The following is a 16,676-nucleotide window of genomic DNA, read 5'->3' on the forward strand; positions in this document are numbered from 1 at the left end:
CGCCGCGGCCGGCACGGAGATCCGTGCGGCTGCGGCGCCGTCGTGGTGCGGGAGGGTCAGACGCCCATGCTGCGCCCGATGATCTCCTTCATGATCTCCGTGGTGCCGCCGTAGATCGTCTGCACGCGGGAGTCCATGTACGCCTTGGCCACCGGGTACTCCCGCATGTAGCCGTAGCCGCCGTGCAGCTGCAGGCAGCGGTCGATCAGGCCGACCTGCTTCTCGGTGCTCCACCACTTGGCCATCGCGGCGTCGGCCACGGTCAGCTTGCCCGCGTTGAGCTCCATGATGCAGCGGTCCACGAAGTTGCGGGTGACCGCGGTCTCGGTGGCCAGCTCCGCCAGGGTGAAGCGGCTGTTCTGGAACGAGCCGATCGGCTTGCCGAACGCCTTGCGGTCCTTGCAGTACTGCAGCGTCGTCTCCAGCACGCCCTCCATGGCCGCCGCCGCCACCACGGCGATGGACAGCCGCTCCTGGGGCAGGTTGGTCATCAGGTGGACGAAGCCCAGGCCCTCGGTGCCCAGCAGGTTCTCCGCCGGCACCCGCACGTTGTCGAAGTGCAGCTCGGCGGTGTCCTGCGCCTTCATGCCGATCTTGTCGAGGTTGCGGCCGCGGCTGAACCCGGGCATGTCCCGCTCCACCACCAGCAGGCTGAAGCCCTGGGCGCCGGCCTCGGGGTTGGTGCGCGCCACCACGATCACCAGGTCGGCGTTGATGCCGTTGGTGATGAACGTCTTGGACCCGTTCAGGATCCAGTCGGTGCCCTCGCGCTTGGCGCTGGTGCGGATGCCCTGCAGGTCGCTGCCGGTGCCCGGCTCGGTCATCGCGATGGCGGTGATCAGCTCGCCGCTGCAGAACCCGGGCAGCCAGCGCTGCTTCTGCTCCTCGGTGGCCAGCTCGGTGAGGTAGGGCTGCACCACGTCGTTGTGCAGCGGAAAGCCCAGGCCGCTGAACCCGCTGCGGGCCTGCTCCTCGGCCACCACCGCGTTGTAGCGGAAGTCCTTGACGCCGCCACCGCCGAAGGACTCCTCCACCGCCATGCCGAGGAAGCCCTGCTTGCCGGCCTCCTTCCACAGCTCGCGGTCGACGATCGCGTCGTCCTCCCACTGGTCGTGGAACGGCGCGACGTGCTGGGCGAGGAAGGACTGGTACGACTCGCGGAAGAGGTCGTGCTCCGGCTCGAAGATGGTGCGATCCACAGGATGCCTCCAGGGGCGGGGTGCTCAGACTTAAATGCAGGTTGGACTGTTTGTTGAGTTCACCTTAGGGTAGAGACGTGCCTGTTGAACAGCAACCGAAGTCGTCGCGCACGCAGAGCGAGCGCACGGCGACCACCCGCGCCAAGCTCCTCGACGCCACCCTGGAGTCGCTGGTGGAGCTGGGCTACGCCCGCACCACCACCCCGGGCATCGCCGCGCGCGCCGGGCTGTCCCGGGGCGCGCAGCTGCACCACTTCCCCACCAAGGAGTCCCTGGTGGTCGCCGCGGTCGAGCACCTCGCCCGCAAGCGGGAGGCCGAGATCCGCGCGGAGCTGGGCGGGCACCACGACCGCGGCCGGGCGCTGGAGCTGCTGGCCGACGCCTTCGACGGCCCGTTGTTCCTCGCCGCGCTCGAGCTCTGGGTTGCCGCGCGCACCGACCCGGCGCTGCGCGCGGCGCTGCTGCCCCTGGAGCGGGAGGTGGCCGAGGCGCTGACCGCCCTGGGCGCCGAGCTGCTCGAGGTCCCCGCCGACGCCGCCACGATCGAGCTCACCATCGAGCTGGTCCGCGGCCTGGGCATGTCCGTCCTGTTCAACTCCCCCGCCACCGCGCAACGACGTCGCCAGCGGCTGCTCGCCGCCTGGCGAGAGATGCTGGAGCAGCAGTGACCACCACCGAGAACGCCCCCACCCGCCCGCGCACGCTGCCCGGCCACGTCCACACCCTCGTGGTGGGTGCGGGCTTCGCCGGCATCGGCATGGCCGCCAAGCTGCTGCGTGCCGACCGCAACGCCGACGTGCTGGTGATCGAGCGCGCCGACGAGGTAGGTGGCACCTGGCGGGACAACACCTACCCCGGCGCGGCCTGCGACGTGCCCAGCGTCCTGTACTCCTTCTCCTTCGCGCCCAACCCGGACTGGAAGCACTCGTACTCGCGCCAGCCGGAGATCTTCGACTACCTGCGCAACGTCGCCACCAGTGCCGGCGTGCGCCGCAACCTGGTCACCGGCTGCGAGCTGCTGGGCGCCACCTGGGACGACGACGCCCAGCTGTGGCGAGTCCGCACCAGTTTGGGCGAGCTGACGGCGACGGTGCTGATCGCCGCCACCGGCACGCTCTCCCAGCCCAAGCTGCCCGCGCTGCCCGGCCTGGCCGACTTCACCGGCACCACCTTCCACTCCGCCACCTGGAACCACGACCACGACCTGCGCGGCGAGCGAGTCGCCGTGGTGGGCACCGGTGCCTCCGCGGTGCAGTTCGTGCCGGAGATCATCGACGACACCGAGCACCTCACCGTCTTCCAGCGCACCGCCGCCTGGGCCTGCCCACGGCCCGACGGGTCGCCATCGGCCCGTACCCGCGCGCTCTACCGTCGCGTCCCGCTGGTGCAGAAGCTGGTGCGCGGCGGGGTGTACGCCATCCTGGAATTGCTGGTGCTGGTGCTGGCCCACCTGACCCGGCTGCTGCCGATCATCAGCGTGTGGCCGCGGCGCTACCTGCGCAAGCACGTCACCGACGAGGGCAAGCGCAAGGCCCTGACTCCGAGCTTCACCCTGGGCTGCAAGCGGGTGCTGCTCACCAACACCTGGGTCCCCACCCTGGCCCGACCAGACCTCACCCTGGTGGCCAGCGGCATCCACCACGTCACCGAGCGTGGCGTGGTGGACAACGACGGCGTGGAGCACGCCGTCGACACCATCATCTTCGGCACCGGGTTCACCCCCACCGAGCCGCCGGTGGCGCACCTGCTGCGCGGGGCCGACGGCCAGACGCTGGCCGAGCACTGGGCCGGCAGCCCGCACGCCTACCTGGGCACCACGGTGGCGGGCTTTCCCAACCTGTTCCTGATGTACGGGCCCAACACCAACCTGGGCCACAGCTCCATCGTCTACATGCTGGAGAGCCAGGCGGCATACATCAGCGACGCCCTGGCCCTGATGCGCCGCCGCGAGCTGTCCTCCCTGCAGGTGCTGCCCACCGAGCAGCAGGCCTACAACGCCCGGATCGACGACCAGCTGCAGGGCACGGTGTGGAACGCCGGCGGCTGCTCCAGCTGGTACCTCGACGCCAGCGGGCGCAACTCCGCCATGTGGCCGACGTTCACCTGGCGCTACCGGCAGCTGACCAAGCGGTTCGACCCCAGCCGCTACCAGCTGGTCGCCGCGAACACCCAGCAAGCCACCAACCAGCGAGCCACCACCCGCCCCGCCGACGTCACCCCCGCCTCGTGAGGCGCCCCGAGCACCTGGTGCTGGCCGCTGCGGCGGCCGTGACCGTCGCGGGGGCGCTCACCGACCGCCCCGCGCTGCAGCGGGCGGCCAAGCCGCTGATCGGGCCGTCGCTGGCCGTCCGGGTGCTGCGGGCACGCGCCGACCTCAGCGGCACCGACACCGCGCTGCTGCTCGCCGGCCTCGCTGCCGCGACGGTGGGCGACGTCTACATGCTCGAGCCCGACGACGACGCTCGCATCGTGCAGGGCGCCTCGGCGTTCGCGGCCATGCACGGTGCCTACTCGCGGGTGCTGCGCCGCCACGGCGCGCGCTCGCACCTGGCGACGGCCCTGCCCCGACTGGCCGCGAGCGGTGGCCTGGGTGCGCTGCTGGCCCGTCGCGCCCCGGAGGTGGCAGCACCCCTGGGCGCCTACGGCCTCACCCTCAGCGCCACGTCCACCCTGGCCGCCGACCCGGCGCTGGCCCCCGCAGCGCCTCGACTGCTGGGGCTGCCGCTGCCCAGCCGCAGCGACCCCCGCACCTGGCTGGCCGCAGGTGGACTGACGTTCGCCGCCTCGGACGCGCTGGTCGCGGTGCGCCGCACGGTGATTGCCAACGGCGCTGGTCGCAGCGCCGCGGAGGGCGTCGTCCTCGCCTCGTACGTGCTCGCCCAGCTGCTGCTGGTGGAGGGAATGCTGGAGCTCGCGCGCAGAAAGTGAGATGTTGCTCACAACTGCTCGGTGGGCCACACTCGGCTGGCGAACACGACGCTGCTGAGGAGTCGACTGATGACCGAGACCGCAGAGCTGCACACCCTCCACCGCGCCGTCGAGCAGCTGCGCAGCTGCGTGGGCGACCTGCGCGGGCGCTACGGAGACATCCCACACGTGCGCCGGCTGATGGGCGACGTTGACCGCATCGACCTCGACCTGTCGGAGATGGACACGCTGCCCGCCCCCGTGGTGGCCACTCGGCCCCCGCTGGAGCGCATCGACGACACCCCGGTGGACCCCGCGATGTGGCTGGGCGTCGACGACGAGGGCATTGGCGGCTACCACGGCGGCAGGGGGCTGTGACCCGCTCGGCGGTCCGCGCCGGGGTGGGGGACGCCGAGGCCGGCCGGGCCACCATCCGCGCCCGCACGCTGCGCCGGGACCGGTGGTGGCTGCAGCCCGCGGTCACCTTCACCCTGCTCACCGCCTGGTTGCTCTACGCACTGGTGCGCACCGCGTCGCAGCGGGCGTACTTCGTGGAGGAGTACCACTACCTCTCCCCGTTCTCCTCCCCCTGCGTGTCCGCCTCCTGCGCCCCCGCCGCGCGCGACCTGGGCACCTGGTTCGGGGAGTTCCCGCCGTTCCTGCCCTACGCGCTGCTGGTGCTGCCGTTCCTGCTGGGCTTCCGGTTGACCTGCTACTACTACCGCAAGGCCTACTACCGCTCGTTCTGGCTGTCCCCGCCGGCGTGCGCGGTGGCCGAGCCGCACTCCCGCTACACCGGAGAGTCCCGCCTCCCGCTGGTGCTGCAGAACGTGCACCGCTACTTCTTCTACGCCGCCGTGCTGGTCTCGGCGCTGAACACCTACGACGCGGCGCGCGCCTTCCGCGGCGCTGACGGTGGCTTCGGCATCGGGCTGGGCACGCTGATCCTGGTGCTCAACGTGGCCCTGCTGTGGACGTACACGGCGTCGTGCCACTCCTGCCGCCACCTCATCGGCGGCCGGCTCAAGCACTTCTCCGCCCACCCCCTGCGGTACAAGGCGTGGACGGGGGTCTCCAAGCTCAACACCCGGCACATGGAGCTGGCCTGGATCACCCTGGCCACCCTGGTGATCGCCGACGGCTACGTCGCGCTGGTGGCCTCGGGCACGCTCACCGACCTGCGGCTGGTGAACTGATGGCTGCCGACGTGGAGCAGCACGACTTCGACGTGGTGATCATCGGCGCCGGCGGAGCGGGCCTGCGGGCGGCGATCGCCGCCCGCGAGTCCGGGATGCGCACCGCGGTGGTGTGCAAGTCGCTGCTCGGCAAGGCGCACACGGTGATGGCGGAGGGCGGCATCGCCGCCAGCATGGGCAACGCCAACAGCAAGGACAGCTGGCAGGTGCACTTCCGCGACACCATGCGCGGGGGCAAGTTCCTCAACTCCTGGCGGATGGCCGAGCTGCACGCGCGGGAGGCGCCGGAACGGGTGTGGGAGCTGGAGACCTACGGGGCCCTGTTCGACCGCACCCCGGACGGCCGGATCAGCCAGCGCAACTTCGGGGGGCACGAGTACCCGCGGCTGGCCCACGTCGGCGACCGCACGGGCCTGGAGCTCATCCGCACCATGCAGCAGAAGATCGTGTCGCTGCAGCAGGAGGACCTGGCCGCCTCCGGCGACGCCGAGAGCCGCATCCGGGTGTTCCAGGAGTGCACCGTCACCGAGCTGCTGCGCGACCCCTCCGGTGCCATCGCCGGTGCGTTCGGCTACTGGCGGGAGACCGGCCGGTTCCTCCGCCTCGACGCCCCCGCCGTGGTGCTGGCCACCGGCGGCATCGGCAAGTCGTTCAAGGTGACGTCCAACTCCTGGGAGTACACCGGCGACGGCCACGCGCTGGCCCTGCGCGCGGGCGCCACGCTGGTGAACATGGAGTTCGTCCAGTTCCACCCCACCGGCATGGTGTGGCCGCCGTCGGTCAAGGGAATCCTGGTCACCGAGTCGGTCCGTGGCGACGGTGGGGTGCTGCGCAACTCCGAGGGCAGCCGCTTCATGTTCGACTACGTGCCCGCCGTCTTCCGCGGCCAGTACGCGGAGTCGGAGGAGGAGGCCGACCGCTGGTACGACGACGCGGACAACAACAAGCGCCCACCGGAGCTGCTGCCGCGGGACGAGGTGGCCCGGGCGATCAACACCGAGGTCAAGGAGGGGCGGGGCTCCCCGCACGGCGGGGTGTTCCTGGACATCGCCACCCGGCGTGACGCCGCGGAGATCATGCGCCGCCTGCCGTCGATGCACCACCAGTTCAAGGAGCTCGCCGACGTCGACATCACCAGCGAGCCGATGGAGGTCGGACCGACCTGCCACTACGTGATGGGCGGGGTGCAGGTGGACCCGGACACCGGTGCCGCGGTGGGGGCGCCGGGGCTCTTCGCCGCGGGAGAGGTCTCCGGCGGCATGCACGGCTCCAACCGCCTCGGCGGCAACTCGTTGTCGGACCTGCTGGTGTTCGGCTGCCGGGCCGGGATCGGTGCCGCCGAGCACGTGAAGCGGCTGGACGGGCAGCGGCCGCAGGTGGAGCAGGAGGCGGTGGACGCGGCGGCGGCGACCGCGCTGGCCCCGTTCGAGGAGGACGGCGGGGAGAACCCGTACACGCTGTACCAGGACCTGCAGCAGACCATGAACGACCTGGTCGGCATCATCCGCAAGGCCGACGAGATGCAGGAGGCGCTGTCCCGGCTGGAGCAGGTCAAGGGCCGTGCCGAGCACCTGACCGTGGAGGGGCACCGGCAGTTCAACCCGGGCTGGCACCTGGCGCTGGACCTGCGGAACATGCTGCTGGTCAGCGAGTGCGTGGCCCGGGCGGCCCTGCTGCGCGAGGAGAGCAGGGGCGGGCACACCCGGGACGACTTCCCGACGATGGATCCCCAGTGGCGGCGCAAGAACCTGCTCTGCTCGGCCGTGGACGGCAAGGTCGACATCGTCGAGCAGGTGATGGAGCCGATGCGCCCGGACCTGCAGGAGCTGTTCACCCGCGAGGAGCTCGCGAAGTACCTGACCGACGAGGAGCTCGAGACCGTCCGGGAGGACCAATGAGCGCTGTCCGGGAAGGCCCCATGAGCGCTGTCCGGGAGGACCAATGAGCTACGACGCGCACTTTCAGGTCTGGCGCGGTGACGCCGAGGGCGGCGAGCTGGTCGACTACACCGTGGAGGCCATCGACGGTGAGGTGGTGCTCGACGTCCTCCACCGGCTGCAGGCCACCCAGTGCGGCGACCTGGCCGTGCGGTGGAACTGCAAGGCGGGCAAGTGCGGCTCGTGCAGCGCCGAGGTCAACGGCCGCCCCAAGCTGCTGTGCATGACGCGGATGTCCACCTTCACCGAGGAGGAGACGATCAGCGTCACGCCTCTGCGCACCTTCCCGGTGATCCGCGACCTGGTCACCGACGTCTCCTACAACTACGCCAAGGCGCGGGAGATCCCCGCCTTCGCCCCTCCTGACCTGGAGCCCGGCGAGTACCGCATGCAGCAGGTGGACGTGGAGCGCTCGCAGGAGTTCCGCCGCTGCATCGAGTGCTTCCTCTGCCAGGACGTCTGCCACGTCATCCGCGACCACGAGGACAACAAGGAGGCCTTCGCCGGCCCGCGCTTCCTGATCCGCGCCGCCGAGCTGGCCATGCACCCGCTGGACGTCCGCACCGACCGGGCCGAGGTGGCTCGTGACCAGCAGGGCATCGGCCTGTGCAACATCACCAAGTGCTGCTCCGAGGTGTGCCCCGAGCACATCAAGATCACCGACAACGGGATCATCCCGATGAAGGAGCGGGTGGCCGATCGTCGCTACGACCCGCTGGTGTGGCTGGGCAGCAAGATCGGCCTGCGCAAGAAGGACTAGAACGTGTTCTTGACGCCGCTGGGCGGGTGATGCAGAGTCGAGCACGTGTCGTGGGCCACAATGACTCACGTCACAAGGAGCAAGTCTCTCATCACAACGAAGGGCGTTAAGGCGACGTGAAGACTAAGGGCGCAATCCTCTGGGGACTCAACGAGCCGTGGTCGGTCGAGGAGATCGAGATCGGTGACCCGCACGCGGGAGAGGTGACCGTCGAGCTCGTCGCCTCCGGGATGTGCCACTCCGACCATCACGTCGTCACCGGGGCCACGCCGAGCACGTTCCCCTTCCTGGGCGGGCACGAGGGCGCGGGCGTGGTCACCAAGGTCGGTCCGGGCGTCACCGGGCTGCAGGAGGGCGACCACGTGGTCAGCTCCTTCATCCCCTCCTGTGGCCACTGTCCGGCCTGCTCCTCGGGCCACCAGAACCTCTGCGACCTCGGTGGCTCGCTCCTCGGCGGCGCGTCGATCAGCGACGGCTCGTTCCGCATCCAGGCGCGCGGTCAGAACGTCTCCGCCATGGTCCTGCTCGGCACGTTCTCGCCGTACATGACCGTCAACCAGGCGTCGGTGGTCAAGATCGAGAAGGACATCCCGCTGGAGGTGGCGGCACTGGTCGGCTGCGGCGTCACCACCGGCTTCGGCTCGGCCACCAACGTGGCCAACGTCCAGGTGGGCGACACCGTGGTGGTCATCGGCTGCGGTGGCGTGGGCATCAACGCCGTCCAGGGTGCGGCCGCCTCCGGGGCCAAGCGCGTTGTCGTCGTCGACCCGGTGGAGTTCAAGCGCGAGCAGGCCATGGAGTTCGGTGCCACGCACGCCTACGCCACCGCCCAGGAGGCGATGGAGAAGGTCTACGAGATGACGTGGGGCCGCGGCGCCGACAAGTCGATCGTCTGCATCGGCCACATCCACGGCGAGGACGTCGACACCGCCGTGTCCATCATCGGCAAGGGCGGCACGGCCGTCATCACCGGCATGGGCGACATCGCCGACATGGACGTCAAGCTCAACCTCTTCACCTTCACCATGTTGCAGAAGGACCTCAAGGGCAACATCTTCGGTGGTGCCAACCCCCGGGTGGAGATCCCCAAGCTGCTCTCGCTCTACCAGGAGGGCCAGCTCAAGCTGGACGAGCTGGTCACCAACACCTACAAGCTCGAGGACATCAACCAGGGCTACCAGGACATGTTCGACGGCAAGAACCTGCGCGGCGTCATCCGCTACACCGACGCCGACCGCTAGCCGAGCCCGACGCGCACCGAGGGCCACAGCCGAGCACACGGCTGTGGCCCTCGGTGCGTGGCTCTCCGCCGACGGACCGTCCGCTGGCTGGGACGACGCGGCACACGCACCGCAGTTCTTAGGTTAGGGTCACCTCAGAATCGGTTGCTCGCAACCACTGAGCCTGCGCAAGAACCCGGAGCCCTCATGACAAGTCGTACCCGCCGCTTCCGCGGCGCCGTCGCCGCCACCGGCGTCGCCCTGGTCGCCGCGCTCACCCTCACGGCCTGTGGCGACGACGCCTCCGCCAACGAGTCGGGCAGCAGCACCCTCACCATCAAGCACGCCCAGGGCGAGACCCAGGTGCCGACCGACCCGCAGAAGGTCGCCGTGCTCGACTTCGCCGTGTTGGACACCCTGGACACCCTGGGCGTCCCGGTGGCCGGCGTTCCGAAGCAGGCCCTGCCCCCGATGCTGAGCAAGTACGCCGACGGCAAGTACGCCGACTACGGCACCAACAAGACCGCGGACGCCGAGGCCGTGGCCGCCTCCGCCCCCGACCTCATCATCGTCGCCGGCCGCAGCGCGGCCAGCTACGCCGAGATGAGCAAGATCGCCCCGACCGTGGACCTGACCAGCGACGGTGACGCGCTGGAGGCGCTGAAGAGCACCACCACCACCGTGGGCCAGATCTTCGGCAAGCAGGACCAGGCGAGCGCAGCGCTGAAGAAGATCGACGACCAGGTCGCAGCGGCCAAGAAGGCCACCGCAGGCAAGGGTGACGGCCTCATCGTGCTGGTCACCGGCGGCAAGATGAGCGCCTTCGGCGCGGGCTCGCGCTTCGGCCTGCTGCACGACGCCCTCGGCGTCACCCCCGCAGCACCCGAGCTCAAGGTCGACATCCACGGTCAGTCGGTCTCCTTCGAGTACATCGCCGAGACCAACCCCGACTGGCTGTTCGTCATCGACCGCGACGCCGCCATCGGCCAGCAGAGCAAGGCCGCCATGGAGGTGCTGGACAACCCGCTGGTCGCCAAGACCACCGCGTGGCAGAAGAAGCAGGTCGTCACCCTCGACGGCTACCGCTGGTACTCCCTCGGCAGCGGTCTGAGCAACGTCTCCGAGATGATCAAGTCCGTCCAGGACACCTTCGCCAAGTGACGCTCCCGTCTCCCGTCGCAGTGGCCACCGGCAGCACGCCGGTGGCCACTCGGCCGTCTCGCGACCGTCTCTGGCTCGTGCTGGGGACGGTCGCGGTGGTGGTCCTGGCGGGGGTCAGCCTGTTCATCGGGGTGAGCGACGTCCGGCCGTCCACGCTGTGGGAGGGCGGCAGCGAGGCCTGGGAGGTGCTGGTGATCAGCCGCGTCCCGCGCACCCTGGCGCTGGTGCTGGCCGGCGCCTCCATGGCGATCGCCGGGCTGATCATGCAGATGCTCGCCCGCAACAAGTTCGTCGAGCCCTCCACCGCGGGCACCGTGGAGTCGGCCACCCTGGGCATCCTCGTCATGACCATGCTCGCCCCCGGCCTGCCGGTGCTGGCCAAGATGCTCGGCGGTGCGGTCTTCGCCCTGATCGGCACCGCGCTCTTCCTGCGCATCCTGCGCAGGCTGCCCACCGCCAACACCCTGCTCGTCCCGCTGGTGGGTCTGATGCTCGGCGGCGTGATCGGGGCGGTCTGCGACTTCTTCGCCTACCGCGCCGACCTCCTGCAGTCGCTGTCGGCCTGGACCACCGGCGACTTCTCCGCCGTCATCCAGGGTCGCTACGAGATGCTCTGGCTCGCCGGGCTGCTCGCCGTCATCGCCTACGCGGTGGCCAACCGGTTCACCGTGGCCGGCCTGGGCGAGACCTTCACCACCAACCTCGGGCTGAACTACCGCCGAGTCCTCACCCTGGGGCTGTCCATCGTCGCCCTGGTCACCGCGGTCGTGGTGGTGACCGTGGGCGCCATCCCCTTCCTCGGCCTGATCGTGCCCAACGTGGTCAGCATGATCGTGGGCGACAACGCCCGCCGCGGCATCCCCTGGGTGGCCGTGGGCGGTGCCGGCTTCGTGCTGGCCTGCGACATCGTGGCCCGCACCGTGCGCTACCCCTTCGAGATGCCCATCGGCACCGTGGTCGGCGTGATCGGTGCCGCCGTGTTCCTGTTCCTGCTGCTGAGAGGCACTCGCCGTGGCCCCGCCTGAGGCACTGACGGCACCGCAGCGCACGCGCTCCCGGACGGTTGCCGGCCTGCTCGGCTCCGACGGCGTCCGGCTGGCCCTGCTCGGGCTGCTGGCGCTGGTGTCGGTGGTCGCGTTCCTCACCCTGGGTGTGCGAGGCAACTGGTCGTACGTGCTGGAGCGGCGTGCCGTGGTGGTGGTGACCATGGTGGTGGTCGGCTACGCCATCGCGCTGTCCACCGTGCTGTTCCAGACCGTCACCAACAACCAGATCCTCACTCCGTCCATCATGGGCTTCGACTCCCTCTACCTGCTGATGCAGACGGTGGCGGCGTTCTTCATCGGCGCCACGGCCACCGCCACGGCCGACCCCATCAGCCGCTTCGGCGTCGAGGTGGCGTTCATGGTGGTGTTCTCGCTGCTGCTCTACCGCTGGCTGCTGGTGGGCATGCAGCGCAGCATGCACCTGCTGGTGCTGGTGGGCATCATCTGCGGCGTCTTCTTCCGCAGCATCTCCAGCTTCCTGCAGCGACTGATGGACCCAGCGGCGTTCATCGTGCTGCAGGACAGCTTCTTCGCCGACTTCTCCCGCGTGGACCGGCGCCTGCTCGTGGTCAGCGCACTCGTGGTCGTGGTGATCAGCGTGCTGGCCTGGCGCATGCTCGCCAAGCTGGACGTGATGGCGCTGGGCCGGGAGACCGCGGTCAACCTCGGCGTCGACCACCGCCGCACGCTGCTCACGGTGCTGGTGATGGTCACCCTGCTGGTGTCGGTGGCCACCGCCCTGGTCGGGCCCACCACGTTCTTCGGCCTGCTGGTGGCGCACCTGGCCTACCGGTTGATGCGCTCGCACAAGCACCGGGTGACGGTGCCCGCCGCCGCCCTCGTCTCGGTGATCACCCTGGTCGGTGGCCAGACCGTGCTCGAGCGGGTCTTCCGCTCCGACACCAGCCTGTCCATCATCGTCGACTTCCTCGGCGGCCTGGTCTTCATCTTCCTGCTCCTGCGGAGGTCCACCCCGTGATCACCATCGACAACGTCACCAAGCGCTACGGCCACACCACCGTGGTCGACGGGGTCTCGCTGCAGATCGCCCGCGGCGGGATCACCTCGATCATCGGCGCCAACGGTGCCGGCAAGTCCACCCTGCTGGCCATGATGAGTCGGCTGCTGCCGATGGACTCCGGGGTGATCACCGTGGACGACCTGGACGTCTCCCAGGCCAAGAGCCGCGTGCTGGCCACCCGGATGGCCATCCTCCGCCAGGACAACCACGTCACCGTGCGGCTGACCGTGCGCGACCTGGTGGCCTTCGGCCGGTTCCCGCACAGCGGCGGCCGGCTCACCGTGGAGGACAAGCGCCACATCGACGAGTCCGTGGCGTACCTGGGCCTGCAGGACCTGGCCGACCGCTACCTCGACGAGCTCTCCGGCGGCCAGCGGCAGCGGGCGTTCGTCGCCATGGTGCTGTGCCAGGACACCGACTACGTGTTGCTGGACGAGCCGCTGAACAACCTGGACATGAAGCACTCCGCGGCCATGATGCAGCTGCTGCGCCGGGCGGCCCGGGAGCTGGGCAAGACCATCGTGATCGTCATCCACGACATCAACTTCGCGTCCTGCTACTCCGACCACATCGTCGCCATGCGCAACGGCGCGGTGTGCTGCCAGGGCTCGCCCGCGGAGATCATGACCACCGACTGCCTGCGTGGTGTCTTCGACATGGAGATCGCCATCGAGCAGGTGGGTGGGCACCTGCTGGGGCTGTACTACACCAGCGGCGCCGAGACCCCGGCCGGCTGAGGCACCCTCCCCCGCTGGCCTGGTCAGCGCCCGCCTGGGGCCCAGGAGCCGTCTTCTTGCAATCGGTGCGCAACAACCTACAGTGGATTGCAGCACGCATCGCCCCTGGTCGCGCCGGACCACCTGTGACGCCGGGCCGAGCAGCCCCTGAGGAGCCACCATGCACGTGCCCGACGGATTCCTGAACGCGCCGACGTCGGTGGCCACCGGTGTCGTCGCCGTGGCTGCGGTGGGCGTGGCTCTGCGCAAGGCGCGCTCCGAGCTCGACGACCGCACCGCCCCGATGGCGGGACTGGTGGCGGCCTTCGTGTTCGCCGCGCAGATGATCAACTTCCCCGTCGGTGCAGGCACGAGCGGGCACCTGATGGGAGGTGCGCTCGCGGCCGTCCTCGTGGGGCCGTGGACCGCCATCCTCTGCCTGGCGGTGGTGCTGATCGTCCAGGCGCTGTTCATGGCCGACGGGGGATCACCGCCCTGGGCACCAACATCACCCTGATCGGGGTGGTCACCGTCGTCGTGGGCTGGTTGGTGTTCCGCGGTCTGCGCGCCGTGCTGCCGCGCCGCCCGGGCGTGATCGCCCCTGCGGCGGCGCTGGGTGCGCTGGTCTCCGTGCCTGCGGCCGCGGCGGTGTTCACCCTGTTGTTCGCCGTCGGCGGCACCGCCCCGGTGGAGACCGGCTCGGTGCTGGCCGCGATGCTCGGCTGGCACGTCCTGATCGGAGTGGGCGAAGCGATCATCACCGGCCTGGTGGTGGGCGCGGTGATGACGGCCCGCCCGGACCTGGTGCACGGGGCGCAGGACCTGGTTCGCAGCCGTCCGATGGAGATCCGCACGACCGGGAGCGCCGCATGAAGACTCGCACCTTCTACGTCTGCGCCCTGGTGGCGGCGCTGCTCCTGGCCGGCGTGGCCAGCTACTACGCCAGCGCCCACCCGGACGGGCTGGAGCACGTCGCCGAGCGGACCGGGTTCGCCGACACCGCCGAGGACTCCGCGGCGGCCGACAGCCCGCTCGCCGACTACCAGGTCAGCGGGGTCGACGACGAGCGGGTCAGCGTCGGGCTGGCCGGGGTCACCGGGGTGTTCGTCGTCCTGCTGCTGGCCGGCGGGATCGCCTGGGGAGTGCGCCGCCGCGGCCCCGCCGCCGAGCAGGACGACGAGGGCGTCCCCGCCTCGTCGCAGCGCTAGTGGGCGCCGGGCACGGGCACCGTCTGCACTACCACGGGCACAGCCCCGTCCACCGGACCCCCGCGCACCTGAAGCTCGCTGTCCTGCTGGGGTTCATGGTGCTCGTGGTGGCTACGCCGAGGCAGTGGTACGCCGTCCACCTGGTCTGGTTCCTGGTGCTCCTCGGGGTGATCGGTGCCTCCCAGGTGCCGGCGCTCTACCTCGGCAAGCGGATGGTGGTGGAGCTGCCCTTCGTGGTCTTCGCCGCGCTGATGCCGTTCGTAGCCACCGGCCCACGGACCGAGGTCCTGGGGCTCAGCGTCTCCCAGGCCGGGCTGGTGGGTGCGTGGGCCCTGCTCGCCAAGGGCACCCTGGGCGTGCTGGCCTCGCTGACGCTGGCGGCCACCACCGAGCCCACCGCAGTCCTCGCCGGGTTGCGGCGGCTGCGGGCACCCGCCCTGATCGTGGAGATCATGGGCTTCATGATTCGCTACCTCGACGTCGTCACCGCGGAGATGGGCCGGATGCTGGTGGCGATGCGCTCCCGCGGGTGCGACCCACGGTGGCCGCGCCACTGGCCGAGCCTCGCCCGGTCGCTGGGCGCGCTGTTCATCCGCTCCTACGAGCGCGGCGAACGGGTCCATCTCGCGATGCTCTCGCGCGGCTACACCGGGACCATGCCTGGGGCGGACCGATGAGCACGCCCGTGCTGGACCTCCAGGGGCTCGCCTACGCCTACCCCGACGGTCACCAGGCGCTCTTCGGGGTCACCCTGCAGGTCCAGCGCCACGAGCGGGTGGCGCTGCTGGGTCCCAACGGGGCCGGCAAGACCACCCTGGTGCTCCACCTCAACGGAATCCTCACCGCCGGCGCGGGCACGGTGACCGTCGGCGGGCTGCCGGTGGAGAAGAAGCACCTCGCGGAGATCCGGCGCCGCGTCGGCATCGTGTTCCAGGATCCCGACGACCAGCTCTTCATGGGCACCGTCCGCCAGGACGTCGGTTTCGGCCCAGTCAACCTCGGGATCCGCGGCGCTGAGCTCGACCGCCGCGTGCTGGCCGCGCTGGAGCAGGTCGGGATGGCCGAGCACGTCGACCGCCCGCCGCACCACCTGTCCTTCGGCCAGCGCCGCCGGGTCGCGCTGGCCACGGTGCTGGTGATGGAGCCACAGGTGCTCGTCCTCGACGAGCCGTCCTCCAACCTCGACCCGGCCTCGCGCCGCGAGCTCGCCGACATCCTTCGGTCGCTGGACGTGACCGTGCTGATGGTGACCCACGACCTGCCGTACGCGCTCGAGCTCTGCCCGCGCTCGGTCGTGCTCTCCGGAGGGTCGATCGTGGCCGACGGGCCGACGTACGAGGTGCTCACCGACGACGAGCTCATGCGCGCGCACCGGCTGGAGCTGCCGTTCGGCTTCGACCCACGTTCGGTGGGGTCGGCACCGCACCGGGCCGGGGCCCAGGACCCGCTGGCGCCGCCCGACTCCGGCAGTGCCCGGGAGAACCTGCGGTGACCAGGCTGCATGCGGTCGGCGGCCGGTGGACACCGCCGCGCCGCCTGCGCAACCAGCTCAGAAGTGCTTCGGACACACCGAATGCTCTACCTTGACGGTGCAGGGACGTGAAGCACGCTGCCTGCGCGCGACCCGACGATCACCGCGACCACACCGCACGACGAGGAGCTGTTCATGGGCATCGGAGCCGGAATCTTCCTGCTTGCGGTAGGTGCGATCCTGAAGTTCGCGCTGGACGTGCAGGTACAGGGAGTCGACCTGCAGGTCGTCGGCATCATCCTCATGATCGTCGGTGTCCTCGGCATCATCCTGGACCTGGCGATCCTGATGCCCCGGCGTCGCCGTCGCGACGACTACGTGGCCCCCGCCGACGTCGACGAGTACGGCCGCCCGCTGCGTCGTCCGCGCGACTACTGACCACACCGGAGGAGCACACCATGGACAAGCTCTCCCTCAGCGCCCTCGCCCGCGAGCAGCTGGAGCTGGCGAAGAACGGATCGGCCGGGCGCAGTGCCGCGACCGTCTTCGGTGGGCACACGCACACGCTGCGGCAGACGCTGATCGCGCTGGTGGCGGAGCAGGACCTGGACGAGCACGACAGCCCGGGCGAGGCCACCGTGCACGTGCTGCAGGGCCGGGTGCGGCTGGTGGCCGGGCAGAGCTCCTGGGAGGGCTCCCCGGGCGACCTCATCATCGTTCCGCCTGCGCGCCACTCCCTGCACGCCGACACCGACGCCGTCGTGCTGCTCACCGTGGCCAAGCCGCTCACGGAGCGCTGACACCCCCAGGGCTCGCCCGCTGAGAGCACTGCCC

General features: G+C 70.4%; 18 protein-coding genes and 1 pseudogene. 18 read left to right on the plus strand and 1 reads right to left on the minus strand.

Going from position 1 to position 16,676, the window contains the following annotated elements:
* Positions 1 to 56: 56 nt before the first annotated feature.
* Positions 57 to 1,199: an acyl-CoA dehydrogenase family protein gene (locus tag ELX43_RS15745; RefSeq protein WP_127784236.1), complete on the minus strand. Its 1,143-nt coding sequence runs from the start codon at positions 1,197 to 1,199 to the stop codon at positions 57 to 59.
* 77 nt (positions 1,200 to 1,276) lie between these two features.
* Here ELX43_RS15745 and ELX43_RS15750 point away from each other — a divergent pair, with 77 nt between their 5' ends.
* The 18 genes and pseudogenes from ELX43_RS15750 to ELX43_RS15835 all read left to right on the plus strand — a co-directional run bounded on the left by ELX43_RS15750 (position 1,277) and on the right by ELX43_RS15835 (position 16,642).
* Positions 1,277 to 1,867: a TetR/AcrR family transcriptional regulator gene (locus tag ELX43_RS15750; protein ID WP_127784237.1), complete on the plus strand. Its 591-nt coding sequence runs from the start codon at positions 1,277 to 1,279 to the stop codon at positions 1,865 to 1,867.
* Positions 1,864 to 3,429 (plus strand): NAD(P)/FAD-dependent oxidoreductase, encoded by a 1,566-nt coding sequence (locus ELX43_RS15755; RefSeq protein ID WP_277601705.1) that lies wholly within the window; start codon positions 1,864 to 1,866, stop codon positions 3,427 to 3,429. Before ELX43_RS15750 ends, ELX43_RS15755 begins: the two co-directional genes overlap by 4 nt.
* The gene (locus tag ELX43_RS15760) at positions 3,426 to 4,127 is read left to right on the plus strand and encodes a lysoplasmalogenase (protein ID WP_127784238.1); all 702 of its coding nucleotides are present in this window, start codon (positions 3,426 to 3,428) and stop codon (positions 4,125 to 4,127) included. Before ELX43_RS15755 ends, ELX43_RS15760 begins: the two co-directional genes overlap by 4 nt.
* Positions 4,128 to 4,196: 69 nt before the next feature.
* Positions 4,197 to 4,484 (plus strand): hypothetical protein, encoded by a 288-nt coding sequence (locus ELX43_RS15765; RefSeq protein WP_127784239.1) that lies wholly within the window; start codon positions 4,197 to 4,199, stop codon positions 4,482 to 4,484.
* Entirely contained in the window at positions 4,481 to 5,302 is an 822-nt protein-coding gene (locus ELX43_RS15770) for a hypothetical protein (protein WP_127784240.1), read from the plus strand. The genes ELX43_RS15765 and ELX43_RS15770 overlap by 4 nt, the downstream gene beginning before the upstream one ends.
* Positions 5,302 to 7,200 (plus strand): fumarate reductase/succinate dehydrogenase flavoprotein subunit, encoded by a 1,899-nt coding sequence (locus ELX43_RS15775; RefSeq protein WP_127784241.1) that lies wholly within the window; start codon positions 5,302 to 5,304, stop codon positions 7,198 to 7,200. Before ELX43_RS15770 ends, ELX43_RS15775 begins: the two co-directional genes overlap by 1 nt.
* 43 nt (positions 7,201 to 7,243) lie before the next feature.
* A complete protein-coding gene (locus ELX43_RS15780; protein ID WP_127784242.1) occupies positions 7,244 to 7,999 on the plus strand; it encodes a succinate dehydrogenase/fumarate reductase iron-sulfur subunit in 756 nt (251 codons plus the stop codon).
* A gap of 116 nt (positions 8,000 to 8,115) precedes the next feature.
* The gene (locus tag ELX43_RS15785) at positions 8,116 to 9,240 is read left to right on the plus strand and encodes an NDMA-dependent alcohol dehydrogenase (RefSeq protein ID WP_127784243.1); all 1,125 of its coding nucleotides are present in this window, start codon (positions 8,116 to 8,118) and stop codon (positions 9,238 to 9,240) included.
* Between the two features lie 186 nt (positions 9,241 to 9,426).
* Positions 9,427 to 10,380 (plus strand): siderophore ABC transporter substrate-binding protein, encoded by a 954-nt coding sequence (locus tag ELX43_RS15790; protein ID WP_127784244.1) that lies wholly within the window; start codon positions 9,427 to 9,429, stop codon positions 10,378 to 10,380.
* On the plus strand, positions 10,377 to 11,405 hold the full coding sequence (locus ELX43_RS15795; RefSeq protein WP_241249289.1) for an ABC transporter permease: 1,029 nt from the start codon (positions 10,377 to 10,379) through the stop codon (positions 11,403 to 11,405). Before ELX43_RS15790 ends, ELX43_RS15795 begins: the two co-directional genes overlap by 4 nt.
* Positions 11,392 to 12,405 carry an iron chelate uptake ABC transporter family permease subunit gene (locus ELX43_RS15800; protein WP_127784245.1) on the plus strand — a complete coding sequence of 338 codons (1,014 nt, stop codon included), beginning with the start codon at positions 11,392 to 11,394 and terminating at the stop codon, positions 12,403 to 12,405. Before ELX43_RS15795 ends, ELX43_RS15800 begins: the two co-directional genes overlap by 14 nt.
* Positions 12,402 to 13,184 (plus strand): ABC transporter ATP-binding protein, encoded by a 783-nt coding sequence (locus tag ELX43_RS15805; RefSeq protein ID WP_127784246.1) that lies wholly within the window; start codon positions 12,402 to 12,404, stop codon positions 13,182 to 13,184. Before ELX43_RS15800 ends, ELX43_RS15805 begins: the two co-directional genes overlap by 4 nt.
* Before the next feature lie 160 nt (positions 13,185 to 13,344).
* Positions 13,345 to 14,036: pseudogene (locus tag ELX43_RS15810) on the plus strand (energy-coupling factor ABC transporter permease).
* Entirely contained in the window at positions 14,033 to 14,371 is a 339-nt protein-coding gene (locus tag ELX43_RS15815) for a PDGLE domain-containing protein (RefSeq protein WP_127784247.1), read from the plus strand. The pseudogene ELX43_RS15810 and the gene ELX43_RS15815 overlap by 4 nt, the downstream one beginning before the upstream one ends.
* A complete protein-coding gene (gene cbiQ, locus ELX43_RS15820) occupies positions 14,371 to 15,048 on the plus strand; it encodes a cobalt ECF transporter T component CbiQ (RefSeq protein ID WP_127784248.1) in 678 nt (225 codons plus the stop codon). The genes ELX43_RS15815 and cbiQ overlap by 1 nt, the downstream gene beginning before the upstream one ends.
* On the plus strand, positions 15,045 to 15,863 hold the full coding sequence (locus ELX43_RS15825) for an ABC transporter ATP-binding protein (protein ID WP_127784249.1): 819 nt from the start codon (positions 15,045 to 15,047) through the stop codon (positions 15,861 to 15,863). Before cbiQ ends, ELX43_RS15825 begins: the two co-directional genes overlap by 4 nt.
* A gap of 174 nt (positions 15,864 to 16,037) precedes the next feature.
* The gene (locus ELX43_RS15830) at positions 16,038 to 16,280 is read left to right on the plus strand and encodes a DUF6458 family protein (RefSeq protein ID WP_127784250.1); all 243 of its coding nucleotides are present in this window, start codon (positions 16,038 to 16,040) and stop codon (positions 16,278 to 16,280) included.
* A gap of 20 nt (positions 16,281 to 16,300) precedes the next feature.
* On the plus strand, positions 16,301 to 16,642 hold the full coding sequence (locus ELX43_RS15835; RefSeq protein WP_127784251.1) for a cupin domain-containing protein: 342 nt from the start codon (positions 16,301 to 16,303) through the stop codon (positions 16,640 to 16,642).
* Positions 16,643 to 16,676 lie beyond the last annotated feature (34 nt).

This window comes from Rhodococcus sp. X156, assembly GCF_004006015.1.
GTDB lineage: Bacteria > Actinomycetota > Actinomycetes > Mycobacteriales > Mycobacteriaceae > X156.